Source organism: Psychrobacter sp. AOP7-A1-24 (assembly GCF_052376235.1).
GTDB lineage: Bacteria > Pseudomonadota > Gammaproteobacteria > Pseudomonadales > Moraxellaceae > Psychrobacter.
In genome coordinates this window covers 41168-64326 of record NZ_JBQSVM010000012.1, presented here as the reverse complement: position 1 = coordinate 64326, position 23159 = coordinate 41168, and the positions used below count along the sequence as shown (strand labels likewise).

22 protein-coding genes are annotated in these 23159 nt (G+C 43.6%); 9 read left to right on the top strand and 13 right to left on the bottom strand.

Annotated elements, in window-relative coordinates; genetic code table 11:
• Positions 1–79: 79 nt before the first annotated feature.
• The 4 genes from urtD to urtA all read right to left on the bottom strand — a co-directional run bounded on the left by urtD (position 80) and on the right by urtA (position 5409).
• A complete protein-coding gene (gene urtD, locus ACT3QQ_RS06125) occupies positions 80–925 on the bottom strand; it encodes an urea ABC transporter ATP-binding protein UrtD (protein WP_444527308.1) in 846 nt (281 codons plus the stop codon).
• The gene (gene urtC, locus ACT3QQ_RS06120; RefSeq protein WP_444527307.1) at positions 925–1995 is read right to left on the bottom strand and encodes an urea ABC transporter permease subunit UrtC; all 1071 of its coding nucleotides are present in this window, start codon (positions 1993–1995) and stop codon (positions 925–927) included. The genes urtD and urtC overlap by 1 nt, the downstream gene beginning before the upstream one ends.
• A gap of 10 nt (positions 1996–2005) precedes the next feature.
• Positions 2006–3829: an urea ABC transporter permease subunit UrtB gene (urtB, locus tag ACT3QQ_RS06115; protein ID WP_444527306.1), complete on the bottom strand. Its 1824-nt coding sequence runs from the start codon at positions 3827–3829 to the stop codon at positions 2006–2008.
• Positions 3830–4056: 227 nt separating this feature from the next.
• Positions 4057–5409 (bottom strand): urea ABC transporter substrate-binding protein, encoded by a 1353-nt coding sequence (gene urtA / locus ACT3QQ_RS06110; protein WP_444527305.1) that lies wholly within the window; start codon positions 5407–5409, stop codon positions 4057–4059.
• Positions 5410–5820: 411 nt separating this feature from the next.
• On the opposite strand from urtA, the gene ACT3QQ_RS06105 reads away from it, so the two are divergent.
• Together ACT3QQ_RS06105 and ACT3QQ_RS06100 are read left to right on the top strand one after the other, a co-directional pair.
• Positions 5821–7479: a DUF4139 domain-containing protein gene (locus ACT3QQ_RS06105; RefSeq protein WP_444527304.1), complete on the top strand. Its 1659-nt coding sequence runs from the start codon at positions 5821–5823 to the stop codon at positions 7477–7479.
• A 109-nt stretch (positions 7480–7588) separates the two neighbouring features.
• The gene (locus ACT3QQ_RS06100) at positions 7589–8410 is read left to right on the top strand and encodes an NRDE family protein (protein WP_444527303.1); all 822 of its coding nucleotides are present in this window, start codon (positions 7589–7591) and stop codon (positions 8408–8410) included.
• Between the two features lie 96 nt (positions 8411–8506).
• On the opposite strand, the gene ACT3QQ_RS06095 is transcribed toward ACT3QQ_RS06100, so the two are convergent.
• On the bottom strand, positions 8507–9025 hold the full coding sequence (locus ACT3QQ_RS06095; RefSeq protein ID WP_444521590.1) for an RNA pyrophosphohydrolase: 519 nt from the start codon (positions 9023–9025) through the stop codon (positions 8507–8509).
• A gap of 475 nt (positions 9026–9500) precedes the next feature.
• Between ACT3QQ_RS06095 and ACT3QQ_RS06090 the strand changes: the two genes are divergently transcribed.
• Both ACT3QQ_RS06090 and ACT3QQ_RS06085 read left to right on the top strand, forming a co-directional pair.
• Positions 9501–9914: an OsmC family protein gene (locus tag ACT3QQ_RS06090; protein WP_444527302.1), complete on the top strand. Its 414-nt coding sequence runs from the start codon at positions 9501–9503 to the stop codon at positions 9912–9914.
• An 11-nt stretch (positions 9915–9925) separates the two neighbouring features.
• Positions 9926–10354, top strand: a complete 429-nt coding sequence (locus ACT3QQ_RS06085; protein ID WP_444527301.1) for an MAPEG family protein — start codon at positions 9926–9928, stop codon at positions 10352–10354.
• Positions 10355–10571: 217 nt separating this feature from the next.
• Here ACT3QQ_RS06085 and ACT3QQ_RS06080 read toward each other — a convergent pair whose 3' ends face one another.
• From ACT3QQ_RS06080 to ACT3QQ_RS06050, 7 genes are all read right to left on the bottom strand, one after another.
• A complete protein-coding gene (locus tag ACT3QQ_RS06080) occupies positions 10572–11606 on the bottom strand; it encodes a tRNA dihydrouridine synthase (RefSeq protein ID WP_444527300.1) in 1035 nt (344 codons plus the stop codon).
• A 75-nt stretch (positions 11607–11681) separates the two neighbouring features.
• Positions 11682–13181 carry a UvrD-helicase domain-containing protein gene (locus tag ACT3QQ_RS06075; protein ID WP_444527299.1) on the bottom strand — a complete coding sequence of 500 codons (1500 nt, stop codon included), beginning with the start codon at positions 13179–13181 and terminating at the stop codon, positions 11682–11684.
• Between the two features lie 216 nt (positions 13182–13397).
• On the bottom strand, positions 13398–14135 hold the full coding sequence (gene tatC, locus ACT3QQ_RS06070; RefSeq protein ID WP_444527318.1) for a twin-arginine translocase subunit TatC: 738 nt from the start codon (positions 14133–14135) through the stop codon (positions 13398–13400).
• Positions 14136–14284: 149 nt separating this feature from the next.
• A complete protein-coding gene (gene tatB / locus ACT3QQ_RS06065; RefSeq protein WP_444527298.1) occupies positions 14285–14980 on the bottom strand; it encodes a Sec-independent protein translocase protein TatB in 696 nt (231 codons plus the stop codon).
• Between the two features lie 26 nt (positions 14981–15006).
• Positions 15007–15249, bottom strand: coding sequence for a Sec-independent protein translocase subunit TatA (gene tatA / locus ACT3QQ_RS06060; RefSeq protein ID WP_444521584.1), 243 nt, complete (start codon positions 15247–15249; stop codon positions 15007–15009).
• Between the two features lie 203 nt (positions 15250–15452).
• A complete protein-coding gene (gene hisI / locus ACT3QQ_RS06055) occupies positions 15453–16310 on the bottom strand; it encodes a phosphoribosyl-AMP cyclohydrolase (protein WP_444527297.1) in 858 nt (285 codons plus the stop codon).
• 192 nt (positions 16311–16502) lie between these two features.
• On the bottom strand, positions 16503–16946 hold the full coding sequence (locus ACT3QQ_RS06050) for an acyl-CoA thioesterase (RefSeq protein ID WP_444527296.1): 444 nt from the start codon (positions 16944–16946) through the stop codon (positions 16503–16505).
• Between the two features lie 435 nt (positions 16947–17381).
• Here ACT3QQ_RS06050 and rpmI point away from each other — a divergent pair, with 435 nt between their 5' ends.
• The 5 genes from rpmI (at position 17382) to ACT3QQ_RS06025 (ending at position 22458) form a co-directional block, all read left to right on the top strand.
• Entirely contained in the window at positions 17382–17579 is a 198-nt protein-coding gene (rpmI, locus tag ACT3QQ_RS06045) for a 50S ribosomal protein L35 (protein WP_444521581.1), read from the top strand.
• 119 nt (positions 17580–17698) lie between these two features.
• Entirely contained in the window at positions 17699–18055 is a 357-nt protein-coding gene (gene rplT, locus ACT3QQ_RS06040) for a 50S ribosomal protein L20 (RefSeq protein ID WP_011281252.1), read from the top strand.
• A gap of 328 nt (positions 18056–18383) precedes the next feature.
• Positions 18384–19439 carry a phenylalanine--tRNA ligase subunit alpha gene (gene pheS, locus ACT3QQ_RS06035; RefSeq protein WP_444527295.1) on the top strand — a complete coding sequence of 352 codons (1056 nt, stop codon included), beginning with the start codon at positions 18384–18386 and terminating at the stop codon, positions 19437–19439.
• 104 nt (positions 19440–19543) lie between these two features.
• Complete coding sequence (gene pheT, locus ACT3QQ_RS06030) at positions 19544–21943, top strand: phenylalanine--tRNA ligase subunit beta (RefSeq protein WP_444527294.1); 2400 nt, start codon at positions 19544–19546, stop codon at positions 21941–21943.
• Positions 21944–22158: 215 nt separating this feature from the next.
• Positions 22159–22458 carry an integration host factor subunit alpha gene (locus ACT3QQ_RS06025; protein ID WP_057761935.1) on the top strand — a complete coding sequence of 100 codons (300 nt, stop codon included), beginning with the start codon at positions 22159–22161 and terminating at the stop codon, positions 22456–22458.
• 246 nt (positions 22459–22704) lie between these two features.
• Here ACT3QQ_RS06025 and ACT3QQ_RS06020 read toward each other — a convergent pair whose 3' ends face one another.
• Positions 22705–23064 (bottom strand): hypothetical protein, encoded by a 360-nt coding sequence (locus ACT3QQ_RS06020; RefSeq protein ID WP_444527293.1) that lies wholly within the window; start codon positions 23062–23064, stop codon positions 22705–22707.
• Positions 23065–23159 lie beyond the last annotated feature (95 nt).

Here is a 23159-nt window from a genome sequence, read left to right as displayed (position 1 = left end):
TATTGAAGGAAGTCGTCGTTCATTGGCTTTATTATTAATTGAATAAATTGCTTGAATATCGATAGCAGTACTACAGCAATTATCGACCTAGATAGGACTCAATCACGGCCTCGTTTGCTTGCACTTCGGCCAACGTACCCTCAGCCAATATCGCTCCCTGTGCCAATACTGTGACTTTTTCACTGATGGCATCAATAAAGGTCATATCATGCTCAACCACTACTAAGGTATGGTTCTTTTTGAGGCGTAGACACAGCTCGGCAGTATGCTCAGTTTCCGCGTCAGTCATACCTGCAACAGGCTCATCAAGCAAAATTAGCTTGGGGCTTTGCATCAGTAGCATGCCAATTTCTAACCATTGTTTTTGACCGTGAGAGAGTAGACCAGCGGGTTTGTTGATTTTGTCCGTTAAGCGAATTTGCTCAAGGGTAGCATCGAGCGTATCGCGAGTATCAGCACTGAGTTTGTTAAATAAGCTTTTGGCCACACGTTTGTCTTTCGGCGCGGCAAGTAGTAAGTTATCCATCACCGTAAAGTTTTCAAAGACAGTCGGTTTTTGGAATTTACGTCCGATGCCTGCTTCAGCGATCTGTTCAGTAGATAAGCTGGCAAGATTGTGGGTTTGACCAAAAAATACGCTGCCTTCAGTAGGACGGGTTTTACCAGTAATGACATCCATTAGCGTGGTTTTACCTGCGCCATTTGGTCCGATAATACAGCGTAGCTCACCTTCTTCGATATACAGTGATAAATTATTAAGTGCTCGAAACGAATCGAACCAAACACTTAAGTCCTCTAAATACAATGCAATACCATGGCTAAAGTCTACGCCTGATGGTTTTGGATGGGTGCGACCAGTACCGCCATGATTGCGCCCATACTCATTGATAAGCTGTTCGGTCGTTGATGGTTTATCACTTAGCATCACTGTTTCTCCTTTTTGAGGCGATCGAACAAGCCCATAATGCCATTGGGCAAAAATAACGTAACGACGACGAATAATCCGCCCAGTATCAACAGCCAAAATTCAGGATAGGCGACCGTAAAGTAGGTTTTTACAGCATTGACTACACCAGTACCTAATATCGCGCCAATCAAACTTCCTCTACCACCAGTTGCTACCCAAACGGCTATTTCAATTGAGTTCACAGGGTTCATTTCACTTGGGTTAATAATCCCTACTTGCGGTACGTATAGCGCACCTGCGATACCAGCAATGACAGCTGATAATACCCAAGCAGATAGCTTGTACCACAACGTACGATAACCTAAATACTGCAAGCGGTTTTCGCTATCACGAATTGCACCCAGCACACGACCATAAGGCTTATTCATCAAATAGCGTAGACCAATATAAGATGCCAATAATGCGAGAGCAGTAGCGAAGCATAGCACCGCACGGGTAGACGCAGCAGTAATGTCATAGCCTAAAAGTGTTGTAAAACCAGTGAAACCGTTGTTACCGCCAAAGCCTGTCTCATTACGGAAGAATAGTAAGGCCGCTGCATAGACCATCGCTTGGGTGATAATAGAAAAATAAACGCCTTTGATTTTGGAACGAAAGGCAAAGAAACCAAAAATAAAAGCAACTAAGCCAGGCACTAATACTACTAAGGCAGCTGCCCACCAAAAGTGCTGCGTACCAGCCCAGTACCATGGCATCTCAGTCCAGCTCAAAAAACGCATAAAGTCAGGTAAGCCATCGCCTGCTGTTTCTCGTGTGAGGTACATGCCAAATGCATAACCGCCCAAGGCAAAGTATAGGCCATGTCCCAAGCTCAAAATGCCGGCATAGCCCCAGACGAGATCCAGCGCTAACGCTACCATGGCCAGTGCCATGATTTTGCCAATGAGAGTAATCCAGTAGGCTGAGAGATGAAAAGGCGAAGTCTCAGGCATAAGGTGTAGCCAAGGTAGCACTAGTAGTACGGCAAAACATAATCCAATCAAAACAGCACTACGCGGCGTATCAGATAGTAATTTGGTCAGTATCATAGGAGTCTCCTTATTCGACAAAGCGGCCTTTGAGTGCAAATAAACCTTGTGGCCGTTTCTGAATAAACAGAATCACAAGAACCAACAACACAATCTTTGCCAATACCGCACCAATACCAATCTCAAGCACCGTACCGCTGACTCCAAGTCCCAAGGCAGCTAGTACAGCACCCCATACTTGTCCGACACCGCCCACCACAACAACTAAAAAGGTATCAATGATATAGGTTTGACCTAGGTCAGGACCTACATTACCTACTTGGGCAAGTGCGCAGCCAGCCATACCAGCGAGTCCAGAGCCCAAACCAAATGCCATCATATCGATACGTGCAGAGGGAATACCGACAGAGCGAGCCATTTGACGGTTTTGGGTGACAGCTCGTATAAATAAACCAAAGCGCGTTTTGTTGAGTAAGTACACTAAGAGCGCCACAACAATGACCGTAAATACGATAATGGCGATACGGTTGTAAGGAAGTACAAGGCTTGATGATACTTGATATGCGCCGCTGAGCCATGCCACATTGCTGACTTCAACATTCTGAGCACCAAAAATCATCCGTACCAATTGCATCAGGATTAAGCTCACACCAAAGGTGGCTAATAAAGTCTCTAGCTCACGCCCATACAATGGGCGAATGACAATGCGCTCAATGATCATACCGATGATGGCGCTGACTAAAAATGCCGCTGGAATAGCAGCAAGTAGATACCAGCCCGCCATATCTGGCATATAAGCTTGAAATAAATTTTGAACCATATAGGTGGTATAAGCACCAATCATGATTAGCTCACCGTGCGCCATATTAATCACGCCAAGTAAACCAAAGGTAATAGCAAGACCAAGCGCCGCCAGCAATAAAATACTGGCGGTACTCATACCTGTGAAAATATGACCTGTCCATGTGCTGACCTCAATACGGCGTGACACACTGGATTCTGCATCGATAAGCGCCGCTTTCAGTGTGGCATCTACATTATCCGCGGCAAGGGCGGACTGAATATCGACTAATACTTGTGGACTATCGCTATCTGCGAGTAGATTTACAGCTGCAATCTGAGTAGGCAGATCGCCATTTTTAAAATCTATACGAGCTTGTAGTGCCGTCAATGCCTTTTGCACATTGGCATTCTCTTCATTGGCTGCTGCAGTGGTGATAATGACTGGGTCGACTTGATCGATGTTGTTAGCTAAAATCTCCACAGCTTGTAAACGCTGTGCTGGCTTGTCAGAGGCTAGCTTGACCTTCGCTTGACCAAAAATAAGCGCTGAGCGTAATGCATTGGTCAGTGTGACTTGTGATAAATCACTTGGCCAGTCTGAAGTTTCCTTCTTGTCAGGATAAGTAAATAGTTGATCATCTGCATTGAGTAAGTAAGCTTGGCCACCGTTGCCTTGATACAGCTCATCATTGGCAATAAACTCAACCAAGCTATCTAAACTCTCAACTGATCCTGGCCACTCACTTAACATGGCTTGACGCTTACTAAAATCACCTGCCACAAACTGCGTGATTGAATCGCCTGAGTTGATAGTTGCTGTTGAGGTATCTGTGATGGTTTGAGTAGAAGCAGTAATGCTCTCAGGTGAGACCAACGATTGCTCACTATGTGCGATATCCGTATCGTGGTCATGTATTTGACCATCATGATCGGCATATGCTGTAGTGGTGAAAGCCGTTATGCATAATGCCATCAATGCAAGTAATCGTAGAGGTGCACAAACTGAAAAACGGGCCGTATGCTGTGTGATTGCACTGACTGATGCTTGTGGGCTATTACCATTTTTAGACGATGTTTGCCCTACAAACGGGCGTAAAATATAGTGCTGCATGTGCGGCTCCCTGTTTTTCACAGACAACAAACCCTTAGTCTCCACTGATTAGTAGAATAAATGACAGAAGTATTTATAAGGTTTGGAGGTATTTAAAAGTTGAGAGTAAGTGTTGAAAATAAATGTGGAAAGTAGGCGCTTAGTTTTTATTGGTGTCGCTTATCCATCCGCCTACTACCCACTTACTATCCATGTATTTTTCAGTATCACTTTACTTAGAGGACGGTTTATTCAGGGAGATACTCGCTCCATGGTTGTGCTTGAATGACTTCTGGCGTTTTAAAAATCGTATCAAATTGTCCATCAGCACGAATTTGGCCAATCATGACAGGCTTCCATAGATGATGATTTTCTTCATCCATTTTTAGCGTGTAGCCTGATGGCGCATCGAACGTCTGTCCTGCCATGCTAATACGCACTTTGTCGACATCGGTAGTGCCAGCTTGTTCAACAGCTTGCTTCCACATATTGATACCAACATAAGTGGCTTCCATTGGGTCATTGGTTACGACTTTTTCAGCATTGGGTAGGTTTTGGTCTAGCGCATACTGCTTATAGCGTTTGGTGAAATCGTTATTGGTTGGATTTTTGATCGACATAAAGTAGTTCCACGCCGCCAAATGACCTTGCAACAAGCTGGTATCGATACCGCGTAGTTCTTCTTCACCGACTGAGAATGCCATCACTGGAATGTCTGAGGCGTTAATACCTTGGTTGGCAAGCTCACGATAGAACGGAACGTTTGAGTCGCCATTGATGGTCGATATTACCGCTGTCTTTTTGCCCGTTGAGAATTTTTTGACGTTGGAGACGATGGTTTGATAGTTGCTAAAGCCAAATGGGGTGTACTCTTCCATGATGTCTTCATCAGCTACGCCTTTTGATTTTAAAAATGCTTTTAAAATCTGGTTAGTTGTACGTGGATAGACGTAATCAGTACCTAATAACACGAAGCGTTCAGCACTGCCGCCTTCTTCGCTCATCAAGTACTCGACCGCTGGAATAGCTTGCTGGTTGGGTGCTGCTCCAGTGTAAAAGATGTTTTCTGACTGTTCTTGTCCTTCGTACTGCACTGGATAGAACATGAGCCCATTTAACTCTTCGACTACTGGTAATACGGATTTACGTGATACTGAGGTCCAACCACCAAAGATGACATCCACTTGATCTTGAGTCAGTAGCTGTCGGGCTTTTTCAGCGAATAATGGCCAATCAGAAGCGGGGTCGACGACGACTGGTTCTAGCTGCTTGCCGAGCACGCCACCATTGGCGTTGATTTCATCAATCGTCATCAATGCGGTATCTTTCAAAGACGTTTCAGAGATTGCCATGGTGCCAGACAGCGAATGTAAAATGCCGACTTTGATGGTGTCGCCATCAGCAGCAGGCTCGGTGGTTGTTTCTGTACTTGCTTCAGTGGTTGTCTCTGTCGATGCCGCAGTTTCGGCAGGTTTTTGACACCCAATAAGGCTCAAGCTGCCAACGACGGCCACCGCTAGTACGGAAAAACGTGATTTTATTTTTCCGTGTGATTGAGGGTCTACCACTTGAGTATTGGCTAAAATTGGTAACGAAAACATGGACATCTCCTAATAAATACAAAAGGTAAAATACTGTTCCTGAACACTTATTAAGAGTTCAAGTTCCGTGCCAAGTTAAAAAAGCCAATAATCGGGTAATAATCAAGCAATAATTAAATTTTGATTAATATATTCATTAATTTAGTGCAGTATCGTCAATAAATTGCACCATAAAGGGGAGGTGAACAAAAAATGGTGCAATGTTAAAAACCAAATTGTTGAAACTGAATAGCTACCACATGAAAAGGTTCATCGTTAAAAGTGTTTCTTATCAAAAGTGCTTTCTGCTAAAAGCATTTATTGCCAAAGACTTGTAAAACAGCTACGGTAATATCTCTAAGATAGTTAATATTTTGCGCGTTCAGCCAATGCGTGGCTGCCATGATGGATTTTACTGCTAAGGAATGATATATGAATGCACAATTAACGGATTTGTCTGTCTCAACAGGCTGTGGCCGCGTATTATCGCCACTTAATCAAATGACAGGATTGACTATCTTGCCACTTGTACTTGGTAGCAGTGTCGTCTTGGGACTGTCTTCGGCACAAGCGGCGACCAGTAATGTCGAACAAGTGACGATTTATCAGGGGCTGGCGAGCGTAACACGTGCATTGCCTATCACAGGTAGCGGTGAGCAAACGGTAGTGTTCTCGTGCTTGTCACCTTATATGGATAAAGAAAGTCTAAGCGTACAGGCGACGGATAATGTCAATGTTGGGGAAGTCAGCATCGAAGAGCTGACAGGTGAGCAGGCAGCTCAGTGTCAGTATCAAGGTGATGCCAAGGTACAGACGCAGCAAAATACCTTAGCCAATATCAATGCTGAGCTAGAAGCAGCACGGTTAGCAAAAGCCTATTTACAGAATTTGACTAAAGCCACGCAAGTCAATACAGATAGCACAATTGCCAATAATGCACGCGACATAGAAACGCAAGCAACCAGTATTAATCAAAGAATTTTAGAGGTTCAGCAGCGCCAAGCGCGTGCCCAAGACGCCCTTAATCAACTGATGGCAGGCAGTGCGACATCAACATTAACATTTAATAAAGTGACACAGGTGAGCGTACGTACGGCAAGCCGCTCACCGAGTAGCGTTAAATTGCATTATCAAGTGCAAGGCGCAAGTTGGGAGCCTGCATATCAAGCTCGCCTAAACACAAATAGTGACCAGTTAAATATCACTGCTTCTGCGATTATCGCTCAGCAAACTGGCGAGAACTGGACAAACGTACCACTGACACTTAGTACTGTTAATCCCAATCAAAGGACGACTGGGCAACTGCCGTATGTACAGCGTCTATCATTATATGAGGAGCGCGAAGATGCTCAAGTGAGACGTGAATTATCTATGATGGATGAGTCTCCCGTCGTGATGGCAGAGCCTGCTTACAACAAAGGTGCAGGGGCATCTATGGCACCGCTACCCAATTTCACGGTCAGTAGCCAAAACAAAAATGGCATCATTGAGTATCGCTTACCGCAGTTGGTCAGTATTCCGAGTGACGGGAGACGGGTACGCACAGTGATTGGAGAGCAATCTGGTAATAGTAAGCTATGGATTCGCAGTACACCGAGTGTCGAGACCGCAGCCTATTGGTATGCATCAGCGCCGTTTTTGACACCAGACTGGGTTGATGGTTCGCTACAACTGTACCGTGATGACAACTATGTGGGTCAGTCGCGTTACAATTATCAAGTACTAAAAGAGCAGGGGATTGGATTTGGTCGTGATTCAAATATGCTCGTCAAAGAGCTGACCAATGAAGATAAGCAAGGTGAAAAAGGTGTGATAAACCGCATGCAAACACTGACAACTACCAAGTCCTATCAATTTACCAATCAGCACAATCGTAGCGTACGCTTACAAGTGCTAGGCAGTGAACCTATCAGCCGTGATGACAGTCTAAAAGTGGCGATAACGCATACGCCGCCTGTGACTGAGCAAGATTGGAATGACAATCAAGGTATGGTGGCATGGGAGTTTGACTTACCAAGTAAACAGTCACAAGTAATACGTTCGACTTCCCAAATCAGTTACCCTGCCAATAAGTTATTAACCGGCAATTAATAAGTACTGCCTGCCAGTACTATCCTATTAACAAGAGAAGTCTGAAATAAATAACTTTGCCTCTATTAAGAATAACCCGCATAACGAAAATGATTATAAAAGGAAAGCTATGTGTATTGTCGCTATTGCTTGGCAATTATTTGATGATCTACCACTGGTGCTACTGTCGAACCGTGATGAGTTTTTGCAGCGCCCAACTGAGCCGTTACATCAATGGTCTGATCAACCTATTTATGCTGGACGCGATAAACAAAGCGGTGGCACGTGGTTAGGTATTCATCAGCAAGCTTCACAAGCTCAGGAGCTAGAGTATCATCACCAAAATGGCCGTTGGGCTGCAGTATTGAATTTTCGTGATGGTGTGCAGGCAAGTAGTGACGAGCGCTCACGTGGTGCACTGGTCACCGAGTTTTTAACAGGGGACTTAAGCCCAATGGATTTTGCACGGCAGATTGATTTGCAAGGTTATGCAGGTTTTAATCTGATCATTGGTGACGCTACGCAAGCTGTGATCGTCAATAATCGCGGTCATGCACCCACGCCACTATATACAGGTTTGCATGTCATCTCTAATGGACAACCAGAGGACAGCTGGTTTAAGACAGAGCGTTTACGCGGACGACTACGCCAAGAAGTGCTGCCACTGATTGCGGAGGACAACTCACCTGCGTACTGGCAAGAGGCGGCTTTTAACGTCTTGTCAGATAGTACAAAAGCACCAGAAGATAAGCTGCCTATGACTGGCGTAGCAGTTGAGGTAGAGCAAATGCTGTCGTCTGTTTATATTGAACCCGTCGCTTTTGGCGTTACTGAAACCAGCAAACCTACGTATGGTACCCGCACTCAAAGTATTTTGACATTGCGCAAAGAGAAAGATACGGGTGCAAGCTGTGCCGCTAGTATCATTAGCCGTGAGTTTAATAGTTACTGAAAATGACCGTTAGTAAACCATAAAAAACACCCACGGTAATTGCTAACATTCTAGCTATTATCGTGGGTGTTTTGCATTGTGCTATTGAGTGACTCATTACATAAGCAGATGGTTATCTTGCTCAGGAAGGATCAGCTCTTGCTTTAAGGGGAGTTCGCGTACTAATTCTTGTAAAGCGCGACGATAGACCCCTCGTTTAAAGTGAATCACTTGTCCAAGTGGATACCAGTAGCTGACCCATTGCCAATGGTCAAATTCAGGTTTCCCTTCATCGAAGCGAATATGTTGAGTATTTGGCTCATCTAAGCGTAGCAAAAACCATTTTTGTTTTTGCCCAATACATAAGGGGTGCTGGCCATGACGTACATAACGTTTTGGCAAACGATAGCGCAACCAGTCTTGCGTGACTGCCAGTAAGTCTACGTGACGCGGATGTAAGCCGACCTCTTCCCAGAGCTCGCGATACATCGCATCCATCGGCGTCTCCCCGCGGTCGATACCACCCTGCGGAAATTGCCAAGCGTTGTGACCAATACGTTTTGCCCACAGAACCTGCCCTTGTGTATTTGCCAAGATGATGCCGACATTGGCGCGAAAGCCGTCTGCATCTATCATGACTAAACCTTTTAATTTGTTTAAAAATAGCTTGTTCTGATTTGAAACCGTGACAGCAATCGTAATTATTATAAGGTGATTGTTATCGATATCTGCTCAAAACAAGATTCATTACCGTTATTAAACCAAGAAACAAGCAAAATGTGTAACAGTATTTTGCTATAAAATGTTTCACGAGTTTTACCTTTTAAAATCAACTATTTATAAACGAACTTTTGTAGGTTTTTAAGTAGGACTTTTACGTACGTATAGATGGATAGTGACAGGCATATGAATATACGGTTACTTAGTAAACTATCGGAGTGTAATATCTCGTCATGTAGTAAATAGTCAAAACATACTCGTCATCGGTAAGCGAGCAGCAAAACAATGCGCCTATAAAATCTTGCTTTGGCTTGTGCTACACTAGCTTGGCAATATATCATTCACACAATAATAATAGGCAATACGCCATTTAAAACGAGGAACATCTACAATGTCAGAATCAAAAGCAAGCGTCGTATGGCAAGAGAACAAAGCCTTTATGGGTGTGTCACCATCAGGACATAATGTACAAGTTGACGCTGATAAAGAAAAAGGCTCAAGCCCAATGGAGCTGATTTTGTTAGGGCTAGGTGGTTGCGCCAGTTATGATGTCGTAGAGATCTTACAAAAATCACGCCAAGCAGTGACGGATGTACGTTGTGAGCTAACCGCCCAGCGCGCTGAAACCGTGCCAGCGGTCTATACCGATATCCATATGCATTTCATTGTGACTGGTCAAGATGTCAAAGAAAAACAAGTCGAAAAAGCCATCCATTTATCAGCAGAGAAATACTGTTCTGCTAGCCGTATGTTAGTAGCAGGTGGGGTCAATATCACCCATGATTTTGAAGTGGTTGCAGGTTAGGGACTTATATAATGATAAGTGCATTCTTTGAGTTGGTAACTGACAAAGTGGCGTCAGCCATTTTAGCCATGGTGGTAGCAAGCCTACTGCCATGGATGGTGTCAATCGTTGCAAAAGTATCTGGTGGCTTTAAAATCAGAAATAATGCACATCCTCGCGAATTTTTTCAAAATGCGACAGGAATGGCGGCACGTGCTAATGCTGCACAGCAGAACAGTTATGAAACTTTGCCAGTGTTTTTGGCAGCAGTAATAGTTGCTATGTTGCTTTTTGTACCGCAATCGATTATCAACGTATTGGCTTGGCTGTATGTGATGATACGCATTGGTTTTTGTGTGGCGTATATCACTAATTTGGCAATGTTCCGCTCTATCCTATGGGGATTATCAATGGCCTGCTGTCTAATGCTATTTTATTTAGCAATACGAGTCAGCGTCTAGGGCATGTTCTCAATTCAAACGACAGTTATCTAAACGGATTAAAAATGGCTAAATTTTGCCAAACAGCGTCAAATCGCTTGCTAGTATCTCGATATTATCTACGCTATTTTTCTCGTTTGACGGCAATTTATCTCATTTTTATCTCCATTTTTGAAATGAGGACACACCCTAGTAAAAATATCCGTAACTACCAAAATGTTCAAATACAAGCAGGTGACTAATCTCGTACGCTTGCTTGTAATGCGCTAATAATCACCGCTTTATTTTTCTCTCGTTTGATACTTTCCCACACGGTTTGCGCCTCAACATAGCCTTTGGTGAGCATACCTAGCCATTGCTTATAGCGGCCGACTAACACCACATCATTCTTTGCCACACCTTCTAAAAACTTAATCTGATGCGCGATCAAGTCTTTCCATAGCAATGTAGCCGTATTCTCTATGTTATCAGCATTGCTTTCAATGCGGTTGCCAACTTGCGCCACTAAATCAGGGCGAGTCACTGCGCCGCGGCCTAACATTAAATGCTGCGTACCTGCTTGCGTCATACAGTTCTGTGCGTGCTCTACATTCCATATCTCACCGTTGGCAATGACTGGAATATCGAGCGCATTAAAACTTTGGATTTTGTCCCAATAGGCAGGCGGCTTATAGCCTTGGGTTTTCGTGCGTGCATGAATAGTCAGCCAATCGGCGCCGCTATCGTTAATTGCGCCGCGAATATCATCCATTCGGCTAGTGTCAGTATAGCCCAGACGAATCTTAGCTGATACTGGTATATGGACGGGAACGGCTTGACGTACGGCACTGATAATTTGATACATGGTTTCAGGTTCATCTAACAATACGGAACCACCGCGATGGCTGTTTACTGTTTTCGCCGGACATCCAAAGTTAATATCGATAGCAGGGGCACCAAGCTCACAAGCATAGGCAGCATTTTCTGCCATGAGTTGTGCTTCGCTACCCAAAATCTGAACATGAATCGGTGTACCAGAAGCGGTTTTGGCATCGTGATGTAGCTCAGGCACATATTTATAAAACACATGCGCAGGCAGTACATGTTGAGTGATACGAATAAACTCACTCACTGACCAATCATAGGGCCGTCCCAAATCTGAGGCAACCTGCGTTAAAATTTCGCGCATCAAAGGATCGGTCAAGCCTTCCATAGGCGCGAGCAAACGCACGGGATCCGCAAATAATTGGTTAATAGTATTTTGACGCGTTTGAAGTTGCTGGCTATTATTCATGCTGGTAATTCACTGCTAAAGGGTCATTATAAGAAAGATAGAGTAAAGATTGAGACTGACAGAAATGGAGGGTAGTTAAGTATTGCCAAAAATCACTTTTTTGCCCGTCTGTAATCCTGATATCAAGTCTTTAATATTATGAATATCCAAATTGCTCTGCGCCCGCGTACAGGCGACATAGAGCAAGCGCAACTCTTCTGGACTGATCTTGACCGCATTGGTGGTCACATCATAATAAAAGTCATCATCTAACTGTACTTTTCCCCACTCGAGCCCTTTTGCTTTATGAGCGGTGGAGATGACATAGTCAGCGTTTTCAATACTGGTCAGACTATTGACCGCTTGGCTCAAGACGTTGGTACCATGGTCATCGACCAGCTTGACAAGTGTTTTGAGATCGCTGCCCTCATTGGTTTCGGCGTACTCTTGCACATCACCCCAGTTGTAAAAATACGCCAGCTCAGGTACACCATAAGCCGATTTACCATTTTTCAAGTTTTCGGCTGCCTGACAGAATTTAAGCATACGGTCGGTATCCGCTTGTAACGCCACGCGATGCCCGTGCTTTAATCCTGTCAACAGTTGCGACATGGCAGCCGCATTGGTGCGGCACAAAATAGCATCTTTTTTACTATGTACCATGCCCTTATCGGTAGAAGACTGTTTGTTCGGATTGCCTTTTAGCGGTACATCCTCTTGTAGTGCTTTTAATAAGGTATTGGCCACTTCTGCAATCGGCTCACCGAATCTGAAAGACTGCGTCAATAAAGTCTGCGGCAATGGCAGTTTTTTCATGGCATTCACAGCGCCACGCCATTCGTAAATCTGCTGGTGTGCATCGCCCACATAGATGACTTGTCTCGACTGCTGCGTCAATATACCCATCATTAAGGGATCAGCATCCTGTGCTTCATCAAATAAGATAAAGTCCGCTGGAATACTTGGTTTAGACAACGCCCAAAGCTTGAGATAAATATCATGGCCAATACCAGCAGGGTGCCGCGCATCAATCGACTGTAACCAGCGTTGTTCGACGGCAGGGTAGAGCAGCTCACGTAATTGCTCTGCATCTGAGTCATCGAGCCAACTTGGGAACAGTATGTGCCTTGGCGCAGGATAGCTGGCATGCGTACTACAAAAATTGCTTACCGCATCGCTGACGAATCGAGACAATCGCGCTGGTGTCAGTGTGATGTATTTATTAACCCCATCCATCTGCCGACGCACTTGCACGGGCTGTAGCCCCAAATCATCACCTAGGCGCTTGGGTGAAAAGCGTGGCAAAGATAGCTTGGCGGTAATATCACGAGCAACATGACGATAAGCTAATGAGTGAAAAGTACGGCATTCTACATGGGGCGGAAATTTTGAACGAGCATCATTGGCAATCGCTTTGTTAAAAGCCAGATACAGTCCGCGTCCACGTAAGCGTTCACCAATTAGCTTGAGCGTCGTTGTCTTACCGGCCCCAGCATAAGCCACCACTTTAAACGACTTATGATCCATCGCCATATTCAGCGCGCTCAGCTGCTCGTCAGTGGGATCGCTCATATAAGCTGGCATAGATGCGGACATAATAAAGCTACCTAAATACAAAAATTGATTAAAAATAAAAGGGGCAAAAAAAGCCACTGGGTAAACAATGGCTTATAGATGATGGTGATGCTAAAACGTGATAATAAGCAATCAGCTTACTAATGAGGCAAGAATAAAACGGTGTAATGGTAGTTTAACGCATAGCTATATGTAATCAATAACTTTATTTTGATCTAGATTAGACTGATAAGTGTTTTATTCTTTGTCTGTCGATACGAGACTAGAGCCAGGCTCTTCTTTGATTAAAATTTTCGCCAAAAACAAACCAAGCTCAAACAATAACCACATCGGAATCGCCAGCATGAGCATCGATACGCCATCGGGCGGCGTGACAACGGCAGCCACAGCAAAACAGCCCACAATAATATAACGACGTTTCTCTTCTAAGCTCTGAATGGAGACAATGCCTGCCAATATCAATAGCAAAGTAACGACTGGAATCTCAAACGTTAAGCCGAATACCATGAATAATTTCAAGGCAAAGCTGAGATAGCTGTCGATATCCGTCATTGGCAGTACGTTTTGCGGGGCAAACATGATAAAGAATTTCAACACCCCTTTAAGCACAATAAAGTAAGAAAAAGCCACACCAGCATAAAACAAAAATATAGAAGATAGCAGCACTGGAATAGCGATCTTCTTTTCTTTTTTATACAGACCAGGCGCTACAAATGACCAAATTTGATAAAGGATATAAGGCATCGCCAAAAATGCGGCGACGAATACGGTCAGACGTATCGGTGCCATAAAGTTTGACGTGATATCAGTGGCAATCATGGTCGAATTGGCGGGTAACTGTGCAACCAATGGATCAGATAACAAGTTATATAGCTCGCGCGAATAGCCGACCAAGCCTAAAAATATGATCAGTACCGCCACACATATTTTGATCAAGTGCCGACGCAGCTCAATCAAATGCTCGGTAATAGGCATATCAGCCAAAGGGCTTAAAACATCATCTGGCTCTTTTTTCTGGTGAGTATCTGACGTCGTTTCAGGGTTTTGATGAATAGTATTTGATTCTGTAGTAGCTGAAACCGCGACTTTTTCTTGGCGACTTTTTTTGCGCTTGAATAATTGCATCAATCAGTCTCCTGCTTATTGTCAGAAGTCTGCGTGTTGGCAGGACTGTTGAGTAGAGCATCAGCTTTATAGTTTGGCACATATGGTGGCATTGGGAGTCGACGTGCTTTGTCATAAGCGCCAAGTCGAAACCACATGTTTTCCCATGGACGGGTAGTGATGGTCTGAACAACTGGCGCTGTATTGGCATCATTGCCCACCTTTGCACCACCTACATCGTCACCGCTGTGACCGCGCTTCGATAACTGACCGTTTTCTAAGGTATCTGACTGCTCGTCAGTGACATAAGCATAGTCGAATGCCTTTGGTGTGGCTGCTTGATGTTTTTGTGTACGGCTATTTTCATGAGCTTCGTCGCCCTTGCTATTTTCAGCATTCATAGTCGTTTCAGACGCTATAGAAGAAGGACTATGTGAGCTTTCAAAAGCTTTCATATTACCGCGCATCTCAGCCATTTCACGCCTCATCTCAGTTTCGGTTTGGCGAATTTTGGCAAGCTCTTTCTGCATTTGCTGGCGTGTCTCAGCCAAGTCAAGCTCAGCCTCTATTTCAGACTGCAATGTTGAAACTGTGCGGCGAATTTTGGCGTACCATTGCCCAGCCGTACGCGCTGCCTGTGGCAGTTTTTCTGGGCCCAGTACGATTAGGGCGATAACGCCAAAGAGGAGTAATTCAGAAAACCCGATATCAAACATAATGGTCCGATGTCACTGTTTAGATGCTATACGTTATGCTTATCATCAACCTTGGTAGTTGTTGAGCGCTCTTCAGTGTGTGCCGTCGCATCGTGGTCAAGAACCGCGTGTTTTTTGGCATGTTCTGTATTTTCGTCTTTGACCGCTTCTTTAAAACCTTTGACAGCACCGCCCAAATCTTTACCAGCATTTCTGAGTTTTGAGGTGCCAAACACGACAACGACAACGACCAATAGTATCAGCCAATGTGTAATAGAAAAACTACCCATAATGGTATCCTTGTGACTTGGTTTTGTGACTTAGTTTTCAGTCTTAATATGTTTGCTTTGAGTTTAAAAAAGTCTATCTATTAAACAAAAAGCATCGACATATAATGCGAGATAAAACAGAGCTATATTATAACCTGCACTTATTACAAATAGGTGAAAGCAACAATAATCCAATAAAATAGACGTTTATTTTTTATTTAGGCTTATCTAGCGGCTTTTTCATCGATACCGGATAACCCAAAACGTCTGCCAAGCTCGCTTAACACGGCATCCGACTCTATATCAAACCAGGCCAGTCCAACCAAGGTATGGAACCAGACATCTGCTACTTCATAGATCAGCTCATGACGGGCTTCATCATAGTTTGCTTTGTCTGTACTCTCGTCGCAGTTAGCAAAATCTTTGGCAGCGATGATACTTTCTGTACTCTCTTCACCGATTTTTTCTAATATTTTATTCAATCCTTTAGCATATAGACTGGCTACATAAGAGCTGTCGGCATCGGCTTGTTTGCGCTCTGCTAACACTTGATCTAACTGCTGTAGCACAGAGGCTTTATCGACTTGTGTTTGAGCGCTATCAGATTGTGTTTGGATGTTGTCAGAGTCAGCATTCGCGCCAGTGCTTTCAGTTTCATAAGTGTCGCTAGTAGACTCCTGAGAATGATAAATATCCGCAGGGTCTTTTAATACTTTATCGACGGTCTGCCACTCAGGTGTTTGGCCTGATAGATCTAGACGCTGATAGAAACAAGACTCGCGACCAGTATGGCAAGCGATACCACCTTTTTGGGTAACCTCAAGCACAATTACGTCTGCATCACAGTCTAGACGAATGTCATGCACAATTTGCGTATGACCTGACGTCTCTCCCTTGTGCCAGAGTTTGGCACGCGAGCGCGAAAAATACACCGCTGTTTGTGTTTGTGCGGTGAGCTGTAATGCTTCTGCATTCATCCACGCCATCATCAAAATACGACCTGTCTGATGATCTTGAGCAATTGCAGGAATCAAACCATCATCATTAAAAGTTACGGCAGTTAGCCAAGCAGGTAAAGTCATAGTGTATTTGTCGTCTTATAGGTAGAAAGTGAAAAAGAGTGATAAGCAATTATACTACTTATGATTAAAGCGGGGAGATTATCTGAAATGCTCTGTCATATGCTGTCGTTTAGTTAGCAATATGATGTCAATTAAATGCGCTATAGAGTGCTATTATGCTAAATGAAAGCATACTGTTTATAACAAGCGATTTTACAGTCTAAATAAATGCGGATATAGCGCTTCTTTGATCATATTATCAAGCTTAGTCACTTTATTGAGGTTAAAGTCATAACCTTTAAAATGCTGGCGCGCTTTTGCTACTGTTTCGCCCGTGTGCATCCGGGTGACCTTCATGATTATATTACCGCCATTATCATATATTGGCTCAACACCAACTTCAAACAGCAGCTCTTCTCTTATGCGGATACGTTTAACAATATCTAGCTGCAATTTATCAATAATCAAGCCTTGATGGTCTGCGTTGATGTCTTTGACACTTTTAGCATGTAGAAACCTTAACCGTGCTTCGGACAATAAAGCCGTCAGGGATTCTACAGTTATATGTTGTCCTGCATCGACTTCCGTATAACGCACACGCATCACTGTCTCAAAAACAAACAAGTCGTCGTCGAATACTAACTCTTGTTTTGACACACTATCTCCTAGAGTGATGACCAAAGATTATTTTAATTATTATGCCCTAAGTTAGCAGCATTATTGTCATTATGATGATACATTTTAGTCTAAACACTTATGGTGAATATGCTGATTTTAATAGCGTTTATACGAAGATATAGCTCAGTCTCTACTTAAGCATAGCTTAAGCTGACATTCAATCTATTTGGATAAAAATTGGCTATTTTATTAGGGCTTGTGAGAGGAGAGCTATCGCTTATTTGATGCTGGTTATTTGTCTTTATTGTCTACTAAAAGGTCGCCAAAACTTTACTTGGCAAAACAACGCGCTATCTGCTAAAATAGCGCCTCCCACCTCGAGGCAAATAGAGGTTTAGTTGTTATTTATATAACGATTATTCAGTGTGACTATTTGACGACCAGGTTCTAAAACAGAAAAAGAGGCAGCTCATCATGAAAGTTAAGATGAAAACCAGAAGCGGCGCAGCTAAACGCTTCAAAAAAACAGCGAATGGCTTCAAGCGTAAGCAAGCATTCAAAAGCCATATTTTGACCAAGAAATCATCTAAGCGTATTCGCCAGTTGCGTGGTCTTAAGTTAGTGCATAAATCTGACGAAGCAGCAGTTCGTCGTATGTGCCCATACATTTAATAGCCTATCGTCATCTATCTTTGATTAAAAATATTTGACTTTGCAATCTGACAATGATGTTTGTTATTTAACAACATCATCACTCGCTTAACAGTGATTAAAAAATCTTGGAGTAAATTATGGCCCGTGTAAAACGTGGTGTACAGGCAAATCGCCGTCACAAAAAAATCTTAAAGCGCGCAAAAGGCTACTACGGTGCCCGTTCACGTGTTTACCGCGTAGCGGTACAGGCAGTGACCAAAGCTGGTCAATATGCTTATCGTGACCGTCGCAACAAAAAACGTACTTTCCGCCGTCTTTGGATCGCACGTATCAATGCTGGTGCACGCTTAAACGGCTTAAGCTATAGCCGCTTCATCAATGGTATGAAAAAAGCAAACATCGCAATCGATCGTCGCGTTCTAGCAGACATCGCTATGCATGATGCAGCGACTTTCACAGCATTGGTCGAAAAAGCAAAAGCGGAATTGGCCTAAATATTAACCGTCCTTTAGGTATGATGCTTTTAAATAATTATTTATAAGCAATTGTCTAAATGGATAGGACTAATATTGATTAATAGTATGATATTAATAAAAGCTACCGCTGGTCGGTGGCTTTTTTTATATTGAATTATTCTTAGCGCACTCTTTACTAAAACTTTGTTTACTTAAAATACGCTTATCATCGTCTAAATATTCAAGCCATTCTTATAACCAGCCTTTATATCAATTTTTTATATGAACATAGCTGGATAAATGGTTTGCAATATTTGGTCAAATCCCTACAATTAATAGTCCGTTCAAATCAGGAATAATGCGTCTTATGACTAACCCTGCTGCCACCAACGACTTGTCGGCGCTACCGACCTTGTCTTCAGAGCTCAATGAGCTTACCGAAGCTCAGCTTACCGAATTTGCAAGTGCTGCTGAGGCTTTAATCCTACAAGTAACTGATGCGCGTACACTGCAAGATTTGCGTGTGCAATTGACTGGTAAAAAGAGCCCGTTAACGGGCTGGTCAAAGCAGATGGGCAAGCTCGATGCTGATGATAAAAAAACCTATGGTGGCTGGTTGCATCAAGTTCGTAGTCGTATTCAGCAAGCATTGACAGACCAGCAGCAGCAACTAGAAATAGTAGCACTTAATGCCAAATTAGAGGCCGAAAGTATTGACATTACTTTGCCTGCGCGTGGTGGTCAAAAAGGTCATTTGCATCCAGTCACGATGATTACTCAGCGTATGCAGCAGTACTTTATTCAAGCGGGTTTCAACGTCGCAACCGGGCCTGAAGTCGAGAGCGACTACTATAATTTTGAAGCATTGAATATTCCGTCGCACCATCCGGCACGTGCCATGCATGACACTTTTTATTTTGATGCGCATTATCTATTGCGTACGCATACCAGTCCTGTACAGATTCGGACTATGGAAAAAAATGAGCCACCGATTCGCATCATTTGTCCAGGCCGTGTTTATCGTAATGACTCAGACCAAACTCATTCGCCGATGTTTCATCAGTTAGAAGGTCTTATGGTCACAGAGTCGAGCACTTTTGCTGAGCTAAAAGGTTTGATTAGTGAGTTTCTAGAAGCGTTTTTTGCCAAAGAGCTGACCGTACGTTTCCGTCCTTCGTTTTTCCCATTCACTGAGCCTTCTGCAGAGGTGGATATCTTAGATGACAATGGCAAATGGCTTGAAGTGATGGGCTGCGGTATGGTGCATCCACAGGTGCTGACCAACTGCGGTATCGATAGCGACAAATACACTGGTTTTGCTTTTGGTATGGGTATTGAGCGCTTTGCGATGCTGTATTACGGTATCGATGACTTGCGTTTGTTTTTCCAAAATGACGTGCGCTTCTTAAAGCAATTTGGCTAGAGTTCGCTTGTTAAATATAAAAAGCGCTCCTTGTTAATATAACAAGTGAATTCGCCAAGCTTTACTCCAACATCTTTATTATAAAATTCTGATCCGAGATATTTATGAAAATTAGCGAACAGTGGCTACGTCAGTGGGTAAATCCTACAAACACTAGCGAGCAGTTAGCCGAACAGTTGACCATGGCAGGGCTTGAGATTGACGATCGTTATGCGGTTGCCCGTGCTTTTAGCGGTGTGGTCGTCGGTGAAGTCATCAGCGTTGAGCAGCATCCTGATGCAGATAAATTACGTGTTACTCAGGTAAATATCGGTGATGCTGAGCCATTACAAATTGTCTGCGGTGCTCCTAACGTGACCGTCGGTATGAAAGCGCCTGTTGCTACCGTTGGTGCGGTATTACCAAGTGATGATAGCAAAGGTTTTAAGATCAAAAAAAGCAAGCTACGCGGTGTGGCCTCGAACGGTATGCTGTGCGGCGCTTCTGAAATTGACCTAGTCGATGATATAGATGGTTTGCTTGAGTTGCCTGAAGACGCGCCAGTTGGTACAGATATCCGTGAATACTTAGGTCTGAATAACCAAATACTGGACATCTCTATCACACCAAACCGTGGTGATTGCTTTAGTGTACGTGGTATTGCTCGTGAAATATCAGTCATCAACGACTTACCTGTACAAATGCCAGAAGTTTCTGTCAATATTGATGGAACTGCTGCAACGCCAGCTGTGTCAGTTGATGCAAAGAAAGCATGTCCTCGTTATCTGTTGCAATCAATTAGCAATATCGATCGTAGCATCGATACGCCAAAATGGATGCAAGATGCGCTGGTACAGTCAGGACTACGTTCACACAATTTCTTGGTCGATGTGACCAACTATGTGTTGATGGAGTTGGGTCAGCCGTTACATGCTTTTGACGCAGATACAATCGTCGGTGATATCGTTGTACGTTTGGCACAGCCTGACGAGACTATTACTTTGCTGAATGAGCAAACCGTTACCTTGACGGGTGACGAGCTTGTCATTGCTGATGATAAAGGTGCCTTGGCTTTAGCTGGTATCATGGGTGGTCAGCGTAGCAGTGTCACTGACAGCACTACCAATATCGTAGTAGAAAGCGCTTTCTTTGATCAACTCGCTATTGCTGCACGTGCACGCCGTTTCGGGCTGCATACGGACGCATCACAGCGTTTCGAGCGCGGAGTGGACTTTGAATTGCCAGCATTAGCGTTGGCACGAGCTTGCGATTTGATCACCAGCATCACTGGTGGGGAAGCTGGAAAGATAACCACGGTTGAAAACCTTGAGCATTTACCAGCACGCACACCGATTACATTACCAATCGCAAAAGTTCGTGATGTCATTGGGATTGATATTGATCCATCTGAGATGGTACGTATCTTAACCCAATTGGGTTTTGACGTAGAGCAGCAGAGCGATGCATTAGTTTGTAAACCGCCATCTTATCGTTTTGATATGAGTATCAAGGAAGACTTAATCGAAGAAATTGCTCGTATTTATGGCTATGACAATATTCCAAGCGTCTTGCCACATTTGCAAGTAAGCATGGATTATGATGATACTGCAGATTTGACTCATGAAATGAAGCTAGCATTGGTCGACAACGGCTATATGGAAGCGATTAGCTTTAGCTTTAGTGATGCAAAACTAGAAGCATTACTTGATGACGAAGCGCTAGGGGAGGTATTGGCACTCGCAAACCCTATTTCTAGTGATTTGGCCGTTATGCGTCGTACCTTGCTATCAAGTTTACTGCCTTGCGTACAATACAACCTGAATCGTCAGCAGCCACGTGTACGTTTCTTTGAGACGGGCCTTAGCTTTGTTGGACAAAGTATCAGTGACTTAGTACAAACGCCAAGTATTGCTTTTGTCGCAGTTGGTGATATATGGAGTGAGCAAGCTTATCAAAACCGTGCCTTAGACTTTTATGACCTGAAGCATGACATTGAGCAGCTATTACCAGCTCAAATTGATAATGCACGTATTCGCTATGAGCGTAGTACGCTAAGCTTTTTACATCCAGGACAAAGCGCTGAGTTATATATCGATGATATATATGTTGGTTGGTTGGGCCAGTTGCATCCAACTACTGCTAAGCAATTAGATCTACCTGCTACTTGGGTCGCTCAGTTATCACTTGCGCCACTATTGACGGTCGCACGTGAGCAGCAAGCCATCACGACACCAAGTAAGTTCCCGCAAGTACGCCGTGATATCGCTATCTTGGTAGATAGTGATATCAGTTTGCAGACATTAGAGACAACTGTTCGAGCTGCAGCAGGTGATATGCTGACTGACCTTTGGTTATTTGATGTTTATCAAGGTGATAAAGTACCAGCAGGGCAACGCTCATTAGCATTTGCATTAATATGGCAAGACAGTACGCAAACATTGTCCGATGAAGCCGTCAAAACTGCCACAGATAAAGTGGTGCAAGCGCTAACTGATCAGCATTCAGTACAGCTGCGCGATAGCTAACATTTAGTATGTATTATACCCAATGCTCTGTAGCCTTTTTACCTTGAGGCTACGGAGCATTGCTATTCATAAAATAAGTTAAGTGGTTATTAATAAAGGATTTTAATGAAGACTTTGTTAAAAAATGGTCAAAAAACCTTTATAATAGCTAGCCTTAACCCTCATACCGCTAAACCATGATATTCGACATCACGATATAGCATAGGAGTCGTACTGTGAGCACCTTAACCAAATCTGACATGATTGAGCATTTGATGAGTCACCTGAACCTAACGCGCCAAGAAGGTCGCTGTCTGGTAGAGAACTTTTTTGATGAACTGTCAGAGAGCTTGATTGATGGCAAAGAGGTCAAGCTTTCAGGCTTTGGCAACTTTGAGCTTAAAGATAAAAATAGCCGTCCAGGCCGTAACCCAAAAACAGGGGAGCCTGTGGCTGTATCTGCACGCCGTGTGGTTACTTTTAAAACAGGACAAAAATTTCGTCAGAAGGTTGATGAGCGTTTGTTTGATAGCTAATACCTAGCTTCGCACTGTCTTAAACGATTGCGTACCTGTTTTATCGTAAGTTGATAAGAATACTAGTGCGTATTTGCACTGAGTTATTTTTATGTACACCTACGTCTTTAGTTGTTGTAGTCTGCATTGAACACGATGGTTGTATATAAAGTAAAACCTTACTAATATCATAAATGATAGACATAAAAAAAGAGAGCATAGGCTCTCTTTTTTTTACTACAGCTTTTCTATTGTATGAACAATAAATTACTGAGCTTCTTCAACTACTACTTCGTCAGAAGCTTCAACAGCAGCAGTATCAGTTTCGCTAGCTACGTCCATGCTAGTAGTTTCTTCGCCGTCTACAGGAACTTCAGCGTCCATTTCGTCAGTAGCAGTTGCTTCTTGAGCATCAGCGATGTCAGCTTCAGCGTCAGCAACAGCAGCGTCAGCATCAGCAGTCATTTCGCCTTCAGCATCAGCTTCGTTTAGCTCTTCAGTAGCGTCTTGCACTTCTTCTTGCGCGTCAGATAAATCTTCGGCAGCGTTTTCTGTGCTGCTGTCACAGGCAGTAAGGCCCATAGTTGCAGTCATGATACCAGCTAGAGCAAGTAATTTAAGTTTCATATGGTTTTCTCCGGAAAAATGAAATGAGCAGTAGCAGCAACGAAGGTTGAAAACCGAGATTTCTCAGAGTTCAATTAGTCTTAGTCACAGCTACT

Bases quoted from the DNA above. Each gene is read 5' to 3' on its own strand.
- hisI (WP_444527297.1), bottom strand. From the start codon at position 16,310: ATGACTTTACCTGCTTGGCTAACTGCCGTAACTTTTAATGATGATGGT.
- tatB (WP_444527298.1), bottom strand. From the start codon at position 14,980: ATGTTTGATATCGGGTTTTCTGAATTACTCCTCTTTGGCGTTATCGCC.
- urtC (WP_444527307.1), bottom strand. From the start codon at position 1,995: ATGATACTGACCAAATTACTATCTGATACGCCGCGTAGTGCTGTTTTG.
- urtA (WP_444527305.1), bottom strand. From the start codon at position 5,409: ATGTTTTCGTTACCAATTTTAGCCAATACTCAAGTGGTAGACCCTCAA.
- rpmI (WP_444521581.1), top strand. From the start codon at position 17,382: ATGAAAGTTAAGATGAAAACCAGAAGCGGCGCAGCTAAACGCTTCAAA.
- pheT (WP_444527294.1), top strand. From the start codon at position 19,544: ATGAAAATTAGCGAACAGTGGCTACGTCAGTGGGTAAATCCTACAAAC.
- ACT3QQ_RS06085 (WP_444527301.1), top strand. From the start codon at position 9,926: ATGATAAGTGCATTCTTTGAGTTGGTAACTGACAAAGTGGCGTCAGCC.
- pheS (WP_444527295.1), top strand. From the start codon at position 18,384: ATGACTAACCCTGCTGCCACCAACGACTTGTCGGCGCTACCGACCTTG.
- urtD (WP_444527308.1), bottom strand. From the start codon at position 925: ATGCTAAGTGATAAACCATCAACGACCGAACAGCTTATCAATGAGTAT.
- rplT (WP_011281252.1), top strand. From the start codon at position 17,699: ATGGCCCGTGTAAAACGTGGTGTACAGGCAAATCGCCGTCACAAAAAA.
- tatC (WP_444527318.1), bottom strand. From the start codon at position 14,135: ATGCCTATTACCGAGCATTTGATTGAGCTGCGTCGGCACTTGATCAAA.
- ACT3QQ_RS06080 (WP_444527300.1), bottom strand. From the start codon at position 11,606: ATGAATAATAGCCAGCAACTTCAAACGCGTCAAAATACTATTAACCAA.
- ACT3QQ_RS06095 (WP_444521590.1), bottom strand. From the start codon at position 9,025: ATGATAGATGCAGACGGCTTTCGCGCCAATGTCGGCATCATCTTGGCA.
- ACT3QQ_RS06090 (WP_444527302.1), top strand. From the start codon at position 9,501: ATGTCAGAATCAAAAGCAAGCGTCGTATGGCAAGAGAACAAAGCCTTT.
- ACT3QQ_RS06105 (WP_444527304.1), top strand. From the start codon at position 5,821: ATGAATGCACAATTAACGGATTTGTCTGTCTCAACAGGCTGTGGCCGC.
- tatA (WP_444521584.1), bottom strand. From the start codon at position 15,249: ATGGGTAGTTTTTCTATTACACATTGGCTGATACTATTGGTCGTTGTC.
- ACT3QQ_RS06100 (WP_444527303.1), top strand. From the start codon at position 7,589: ATGTGTATTGTCGCTATTGCTTGGCAATTATTTGATGATCTACCACTG.
- ACT3QQ_RS06075 (WP_444527299.1), bottom strand. From the start codon at position 13,181: ATGTCCGCATCTATGCCAGCTTATATGAGCGATCCCACTGACGAGCAG.
- urtB (WP_444527306.1), bottom strand. From the start codon at position 3,829: ATGCAGCACTATATTTTACGCCCGTTTGTAGGGCAAACATCGTCTAAA.
- ACT3QQ_RS06020 (WP_444527293.1), bottom strand. From the start codon at position 23,064: ATGAAACTTAAATTACTTGCTCTAGCTGGTATCATGACTGCAACTATG.